The 7,458-nt window shown below is 52.1% G+C and carries 6 protein-coding genes and 1 pseudogene; 3 read left to right on the forward strand and 4 right to left on the reverse strand.

The annotated features are described in order from the left end of the window. Window positions 1–199 precede the first annotated feature (199 nt). From Q674_RS26440 to Q674_RS26455, 4 genes and pseudogenes are all read right to left on the reverse strand, one after another. Window positions 200–1,294, reverse strand: a complete 1,095-nt coding sequence (locus Q674_RS26440; protein WP_227501180.1) for a DUF418 domain-containing protein — start codon at window positions 1,292–1,294, stop codon at window positions 200–202. Window positions 1,295–1,515: 221 nt separating this feature from the next. Beyond that, on the reverse strand, window positions 1,516–2,619 hold the full coding sequence (locus Q674_RS26445) for a hypothetical protein (protein WP_023008324.1): 1,104 nt from the start codon (window positions 2,617–2,619) through the stop codon (window positions 1,516–1,518). A gap of 166 nt (window positions 2,620–2,785) precedes the next feature. Beyond that, the gene (locus Q674_RS26450; protein WP_023008325.1) at window positions 2,786–3,319 is read right to left on the reverse strand and encodes a hypothetical protein; all 534 of its coding nucleotides are present in this window, start codon (window positions 3,317–3,319) and stop codon (window positions 2,786–2,788) included. A gap of 96 nt (window positions 3,320–3,415) precedes the next feature. Further along, window positions 3,416–3,643: pseudogene (locus Q674_RS26455) on the reverse strand (type B chloramphenicol O-acetyltransferase); the annotation flags it as partial. Window positions 3,644–3,912: 269 nt separating this feature from the next. On the opposite strand from Q674_RS26455, the gene Q674_RS26460 reads away from it, so the two are divergent. From Q674_RS26460 to Q674_RS26465, 3 genes are all read left to right on the forward strand, one after another. Beyond that, complete coding sequence (locus Q674_RS26460; protein WP_023008327.1) at window positions 3,913–4,653, forward strand: tyrosine-type recombinase/integrase; 741 nt, start codon at window positions 3,913–3,915, stop codon at window positions 4,651–4,653. Window positions 4,654–4,775: 122 nt separating this feature from the next. After that, entirely contained in the window at window positions 4,776–5,051 is a 276-nt protein-coding gene (locus tag Q674_RS41050; RefSeq protein ID WP_152526054.1) for a hypothetical protein, read from the forward strand. A gap of 241 nt (window positions 5,052–5,292) precedes the next feature. Next, window positions 5,293–7,452, forward strand: coding sequence for a hypothetical protein (locus Q674_RS26465; protein WP_023008329.1), 2,160 nt, complete (start codon window positions 5,293–5,295; stop codon window positions 7,450–7,452). Window positions 7,453–7,458 lie beyond the last annotated feature (6 nt).

The following is a 7,458-nucleotide window of genomic DNA, read 5'->3' on the forward strand; positions in this document are numbered from 1 at the left end:
GCTGGAAGTTCTGCCGAAGGTGAACCGCCCGGACCTCACGTTATACGCGCTTTACCCGAACCGGCAGTATACGCAGCCAAAACTGCTTAGCTGCATTGAGTTTCTTCAGTCCTGGTTTCTGTCTCGGGGTCTGGATTAGGGGTGGTTTTTCATTGAGGGAATCAGGGCCGACTCAAGGAGTCCTTTGGCAGTGATCCATCTACCCGGCAACCCTTCGCATGAGCGCTTCGATTGGCCCGCGCTTGAAGAATCGATGCCATATCAAGGCATAGATTGTTGCGACCACACAGAACAATGCGGACGCGAAAAGCGCGGTTACAAGGCTTTGACCGCCTAGCATGCCGAGTCCCTCCAGCGTTCCCATTCCCACCAAAATGTGAGCGATGTAGAGCGATAAAGTCTGGCGCCCCGCCGGCGTCACGACATGCAGCAAACCGAGTTTTTCCAACTGGCCTGAAAACCGAAGACAAAGACCAATCACTGCACTCGCGGCTCCTGATCCTGCCAGAAGATAGAGAGGCATTGGCGGTACGGGCTCGGTGGTGGCGAATATGCCAAGCTCTGGATCAATTGCGTTGAGAGCGTCCGTTAGCGCCAGGCTCAATGCCTCAGCGACAACGAAGGCGGCGACCCCGAACAGGATCAGACGATGCTGGACACCGCGCTCCGCAAGCTTGAGCCTGCTGAGTACAATGCCGAGAAGCAGAAAACCTAGCCACGGAATCACCGGGTGCCAGCCGTTGAAAAACAAGTTACGGATAAATCCCGCCGGCGACCAGATGTCGGAATAGGTATAGTCGTCCCAGTTCCAGCCTTTGTCGTAATCGTGCGACAACACCATGACCACGAACAGAGTACTCAATAGCACAATACTGGTGACCAGCCAGCGATTGCTGAGCGATAGCAGCAACACACCGAAGAGAAAGTAAAAGGCGTAGTAGTGCAGGATGTCCGCATTGAAAACAAGAGAATTCAACAGCCCGATAACAAACAGGAATATCGCTCGTTTGATTGTCACAGATACCGTCTGTTCCAGATCGCTGTGTAATGCTGCCAACCCCAGGCCAATGCCCGCTAAAACGACAAAAGTTGCTGCAGCGCGCCCTTCGAGAGCGCGAGTCAGAAAACTGAGCACGCCAGTGTCGCTTTCGGCACCCATAGCAATCTTGAAGTTAACGATCACCATCCCAAAAAACGCGACAAAGCGCGCAAGATCCAGGCCATCGAGGCGAGGGGAGGCGCTCTTGTCAGGCGTCAGAGTTCGCTGATTATTAGACCTCGATGAGCCCGACAAATCCGAGATTCCATTCTTTTGAGGCCGCATGCTATTGAGCCTATCCAAAAAATTCGGCCCATTTTAGATCAGAAAATCCGGCATGACAGAGTCTTGAGCAGGAAATTATGTCCTGAAACGATCCCGTTGCAGCGAAGAGCAGATTGCCTTCGCTCTGAAGCAGGAACAAAAAAGCTGCCCGAAGGCAGCTCTTGATTTCAGGGCGCGCAGGGAGGGTGGCCTTAACGGCGGTTCTCCAGCTTGTAGTTGGCGGGAACCTCAAAGCGGCTTGCCCGCTCAGGCTGAACCTGTGCGCTGGTGACATCATAGATGTAGGTGAAAACCGGCTTATCTTTGCCGTATCCCATGTAGTCTTTGGCTTTGTCTTCAGCCGCGTTTTGCAGCATGTTCCCGGCCAGTTTGCCAAGGGAGCCGACAGGATCGCTCACGTCAAACCCGCCAGTGCCAGACGTCGCCTGTTTCTGTTGCTGACAGGCCTGGTTGTCGGCGAACCATTCCAGCTTAATGGATACCGGGTAACCCTCCAGCTGGCTCAGCCCTTTGAGAACTTCGGAATCTGAGTCCAGTTCCTGCTTTTCAATATCACCTGAAATCATGGCGACGACTTTATACACGTTGTCCGTGAAGAACTTCGACAAGGGATTGTTGGCGTCGGCTACGGCCTTCAGGTAATTATCCTGAAACTGGCCATTGATGCCCCAAACGTCTTGCATGGCGGGATCGGTCTGAGTCATCCAGAAATCCATGGTCATGACATGCTTATCTTCACGCCCCAGTTCATCCTGTGACACCATCTTCCACTGGGCAACAAACTGGTCGGCTGAAAAGCCGTTGACGACTCGGCCTTTATCCTTCGGCGTCACCGAAAAGCTGAACTCAGACGTGGTCATCTGGCAGGCATCGCCGCCCGAGGGATCGTACATTTCCTCTTCTTCACTGGCTTCGCCGTCTTCCAGTTGTTCCCAGATACTTTGGTCGCTGCAGCCCTTGAGGGGGCATTCGACGTAGTTCTGCCGGGTGTGATCGACCTGCCACTGGAGGTTTTTATCCAGGCGAGCGATATCCGCTTCGTGGGTTTCTCCAAAGATCTGCCGGGACATCCAGGAATCAAACTCGACGGTATTTTCGATGGTGCGACGGTCGGCCAGGGTGTAAGTAACCTGCTCTCCGTGGGAATCCGGAAGGATGTAACCACCAATGATGTACTTGGCTTTGACAACGCTTGTGTCTACCAGCGGCGTATTATCAACCACTTTTGGGGTGGAACACCCCGCCAGCCCCAGAGCCACAACGGTGGCAGACAGCAAGGACAATGAATACTTCACACAAAACTCCCTTTATGGATCTTCATTATAAGGCGATGAGACTGACGGAAGGCCTTGTCAGTCATATGGCCACCAGGAACCAACCCTGATGCGCCGGGGTAGAATACCGGAGAGAGGTGTCTGATTGGTATGAATTTTTTAGTTTGGCTGGAGCTGAGAGGCCCGGTTATCGAGCACTCTCTTTACCGAGTGTTGGAGAGGCTGCCGGGACAAGCTCACCGCGCGCCCCGAAGGTGAAGGTGACCTCCAGTGGTTCGGCCGGGCAGCAGAGCGGGTCTTCAGCCGCATAGCTAAATCCGGACAGGACGAGGCCTTTTCCGGTTTCGCGAACGCCAGTGAACAGACGGTCACCTTTGCCCCCAACGAGACGAATAGAAAGCAAGCGGTAGGTCTTGACCGGCGACATACCAGCAATACTGTCGTTGATCGCGTACAAGGCAAGGTACTGATTGTTGGTTGCTCCGCCTCCCCAGCCCCCCAGAGTCATGAGCACGGCAACACCGTTGCTGTACCCGGGGCCACTCAGCGATGAGAGGGGGAGGTAAGAGGCACTTTCGGGATAGAAAACCGCTCGCCCATCACTGAGTATGCCTCCTAGCATGCCGGCCTCCTCGGCAAGCTCGTCTGGCAGGGAGGCAGGGGCTGCTGCCAGAGCAAAGCCGCTCCAGAGCAGAAACAGCAGCACTAGAAGGGGATTCATGAACGGACGGACTCCTGCCAATAGTGATACAGATCCCGGATGTTACCAGAGCAGAGTAATGGCATCGCAGTCTGAATGTCGTCCAGCGGCTAGTCCCACTAGGTCATCAGCCTGCTGAAAGCCATTTGAGGCACCGGTGAAGGCGGCTTCTTCTGCCATATCCAAGAACGGAAACGCGGAAACCCAGTCGTGCCGGTGGCCCTTATTGCCCGCCATGATGAACGATGCACCGGAGCCGATGGAACAGAAACTGCCGTTCATGAGCCAATCAACGTCAGCACGATCAGGCATGAGATACCGGGCGCAGTCGTCGAATGAATGGCCATCTGATGAGTTTAGTGGGCCCAAGGCAAACAAAGTATACTCACCTGCGCCTATCACGGAGGTGAAGAGTAGTACTCACCTAAACCGTTCACATATATCGTCTCGTCGAGGGAAGATGCGTTGGCCTTGTTTGATAGTTTAAGGTAGTTCGTCAACCGGCCCCGATTTCTTGCGGTTTTCCTGGCGCTTGCCATACTGAACGTATCGGAGGAGGGCGCTTGGCCGGGCCTGTAATTCCACGCCAAAATTGACAGAACCCCGGAGGGGAAATGTCAAAATCCATCACCAGCGCGCGGTCATTTCCGCGCCCGTCTCGAAATACGCGTTCGCTCGGCTTTCAGGAGCGTCCGCTGGTCTCGTTCCCGATCCAGGAAGTCACCATCGATTGGGACCGGCTCATCGACAAGCGGCCCTTGTTGCTGGAAACCCTCGACACCATGCCCAGGTACCTCCTCAAGCCCGAGGTGCTGACGCTGCTGGAGGCCGAGACCCACCCCATGCACCGGCTGATCCTGGATCTGATGTGGTGCACCGGCACCCGGGTCTCTGAGGTGCTGGCGACCACGCCGGCGAGCTTCATGGATGACGGCTACGACTTCGGGGTGGTGCTCAAGACGCTCAAGCAAGGGGCAGGGCGGCCCAGCAAACGCAGCCTGCAACGCTCGCCCAAACGCTTCATCCCGATCCTCGACCGGGACTTCCAAACCCGGATCCAGAGCTACCTGTGGATGGGGAAGTTTCGGAAGGACGAGCGGATCTTTCCGATAACCCGCCAGGCGGTCAGTGCCAACATCGATCGGCTGATCGACCAGGTGGGGGGAGAGCCGCCGTTCAAGATCGGGTGCCACACTTTTCGGCACAGCTTCGCGGTGCACCTACTGCTACATGGGCGACCGCTGAAGTTCGTGAGTCAGCTTCTTGGACACAGAAGTGTCGAATCCACAGAGGTGTACACCAATGTGCTAACGTTTGATGTAGCTCACTTTTTAGAGGGCGTTGAATTCCACTGATGCTAGTTGAATGAAATCATTCTACTTTAAAGGGAATAATACTGAGTGGATTCGAAGGGGCAATCGATGCCCATCAATACTACATTCGGATCCATCTACGAACTACTGGAGGACTATATAGAGTGGACGACTCTACTTGGGACCAACGTGTGGGTGGAATAATGTTTTCAGGCGACACACCCGTTGATATGGGGCCTGCCAAAATTGGTGATGAAGTCCGGCTTAAAGCTAGCGGTAACGAATTTGATGTTGTTGTTGAAATAGAATCCAGTGGCGTGGAGTTTTCCGGAACGGTCGTTAGAATCGGCCCGAGACCTTGTACTGAAGCGGACGGTGTCCACAGGGGGGATCAAGTTTCTTTTTCAGAAGCTCACATTTTTCAGATAAAGCGTGCATAAGAGCTTACCTAGTTGATTAATTACTTTGTGTCAGTCAGCGTGATCCGTCTGGAGTTTGAAAGCTTTAGACATCAGCTTTGCTGGCAAAACAAGTGCTTTCAAATCGGATCTGAAATTATGAGCCTTGGCAGACACTCTAAGCACTGAGTCTGTGACTACATCGCTGGCAGCATTTCTACTCTGCTGTGCTCAAATTTTCCTGATCGTCGCATATCCAAACTTCTCAAGAGCCGGTCGCAACATGAGTAACTACGCTTCGTTCTCAATCCCGAAGCCGAAAAATTGGCAGGATTTTGAGAACAACACATGTATTCTTTTCCAATGCATTTTAAATGACCCAAATACTACCATGCACGGTCGAGCCGGGCAGTCTCAAAAAGGGGTAGATATTTTTGGCCTACGTGACAGACAAGACAACCATTGGGTTGGAGTCCAATGTAAACAGAAATCGGAGTCCCAAGAAGTCACAAAGGCCGAATTGCAGAATGAAGTTGCCCAGGCGAAAAAATTTCGTCCCCCTCTGAAAGAACTCATTCTTGTTACTACGGCTCCAGATGACCAGAAGATTCAACAAGTTGCTCGTGAGATAACCGAACAGCATCGGAAGGAAGGGCTGTTTTCCGTTGATGTTTGGGGCTGGGGAACTCTGGAAAGAGAGGTCACAAAACACCCCCCCGCAATCAATGCGTTTCACCCAGATTTAAATCCATTTACCAACAGGTTGATCTCCCTTGGTGAGCAAAGCATCGCGAATCAGCAGGTGCAAAACGCCAAACATGATCAGATGATGGAACTATTGCAGCAAATGGCTGCTGAAAAATTCAACTTTGGGGAGAACGCGACCGATAAGGCGTCTGCATCCACGGAGGCACTCGACCAGAACATTCATAGCGAAATTGACGGCTATCGCGACCTCATTCAACGAGGTAAGGCTAGAACCGCCAAGGATCTCTTGGAGGTTTTAAAAGGAAGAATTTGGGAGTCGGCAAGTGATCGGATACGCTTTCGTATCGTTACAAATATTGGCGCAGCCCAACTTGAGCTTGGCGAGGATGAGTTAGCGGCAGAAAGTTTTCTTGAAGCAAAAAGCATTGTTGAAGACGACCCGTTGGGCCTTGCCAACACCGCACTCGCTTATCTGATCTTGAATGAACCAGAAAACGCAATTAATGTCGCTAGGACAGCCCTAGCAAGTGATCCAAATAATGCAGCTGCCGCCAGTTATTTAATCGCCGGTCACATTCATGACGAGTCCGTATCAGACCCGTTGTCTCTGGTTTCCGAACCCCTCCGGGACGCGCCTGAGGTCCTCGCAAGCGCTATAAATTTTTATGCTCGCCGGAATGACTCTTCCTGGCGGGATCTTGCGCGTTCTGCGGCTCTAAACCACGCCGACCAAAAACACCTCCAACGCCGGGCAGCGGAGGCTGTTTTAGATGAAGCAATGTTGTCCCAAGATATGATTGTTGGAGCTGCATCGGGAAGTGATGTAAAAATTCGAGATCTGCGCGACGCGGTGGCTGTTCTGCAATCACTTTGGAGTGAAAATCTCGAAACAGAAGGTTACCTGACTGATACTTCACTCCCACACAATCTTTCTGTCGCATTGTGGGGACTTCGTGAAATCAGCGCGGCTGCCCTCGTACTGGATCAGGCTCTCGAACGATGTGCAAACACAGAAGAGCTCCGCGAATTAAGAGCAGCAATGTACCTTGAGACAGGAGAACTGGAGGCCGCTCAGCAGTTAATTGACAGTCAATCGCAAAGACCTGGGCTGATCATTATGCTTGCGCAAACGTTCGTTAGTAAGGAACCCAAGCGGGCCCGGGATCTCATTGAGGAAATTGATTTCTCTTCAGCTTCGGAGCATCAGAGGCTAGTCGCAGATCAATTGATTCTTGAGTCCTTTATAAACGAAGGGCAACACGACATAGCTCTTGAGCGGGCAAAGCATCTTGTCAATGAGTACCCATCTAGCATTATTCCACTTATAGAGCTTGCCAAGCTTCAACGGACTCATAGCCCCTCGGACTTTGATTCGAGTTTAACTAAGGCGATTAATAATCTTGGAGAAGAGTCACGCTTTGCCGAACGTTTCATGCTTGCAAATTTTCTTGAACAAATTGGGCGCTATGATGACGTAATTTCTATTCTCGAAAATTTTGTAGATACAAGCGAAGACAGCCCAGCTTTACGTCTGCTTCTTTACACCTACATTAACGCGGACAGGAGGGCTGCAGCTCACCAGTTATTAAAATCACTGTCTAAAAGCCTAAAGTCAAAACCGGCTTATTTAAAAGCTCTAGTAGCAGTTAACGCGAACCGAAAGGATTTTAACGCTGCGCTTAGAGCTTTAGACGAATATCTTCAGGCTGAACCAGACGATCTAAGGAAGGTCTGAATAACT

The organism is Marinobacter sp. EVN1 (assembly GCF_000475375.1).
GTDB classification, from domain to species: domain Bacteria; phylum Pseudomonadota; class Gammaproteobacteria; order Pseudomonadales; family Oleiphilaceae; genus Marinobacter; species Marinobacter nauticus.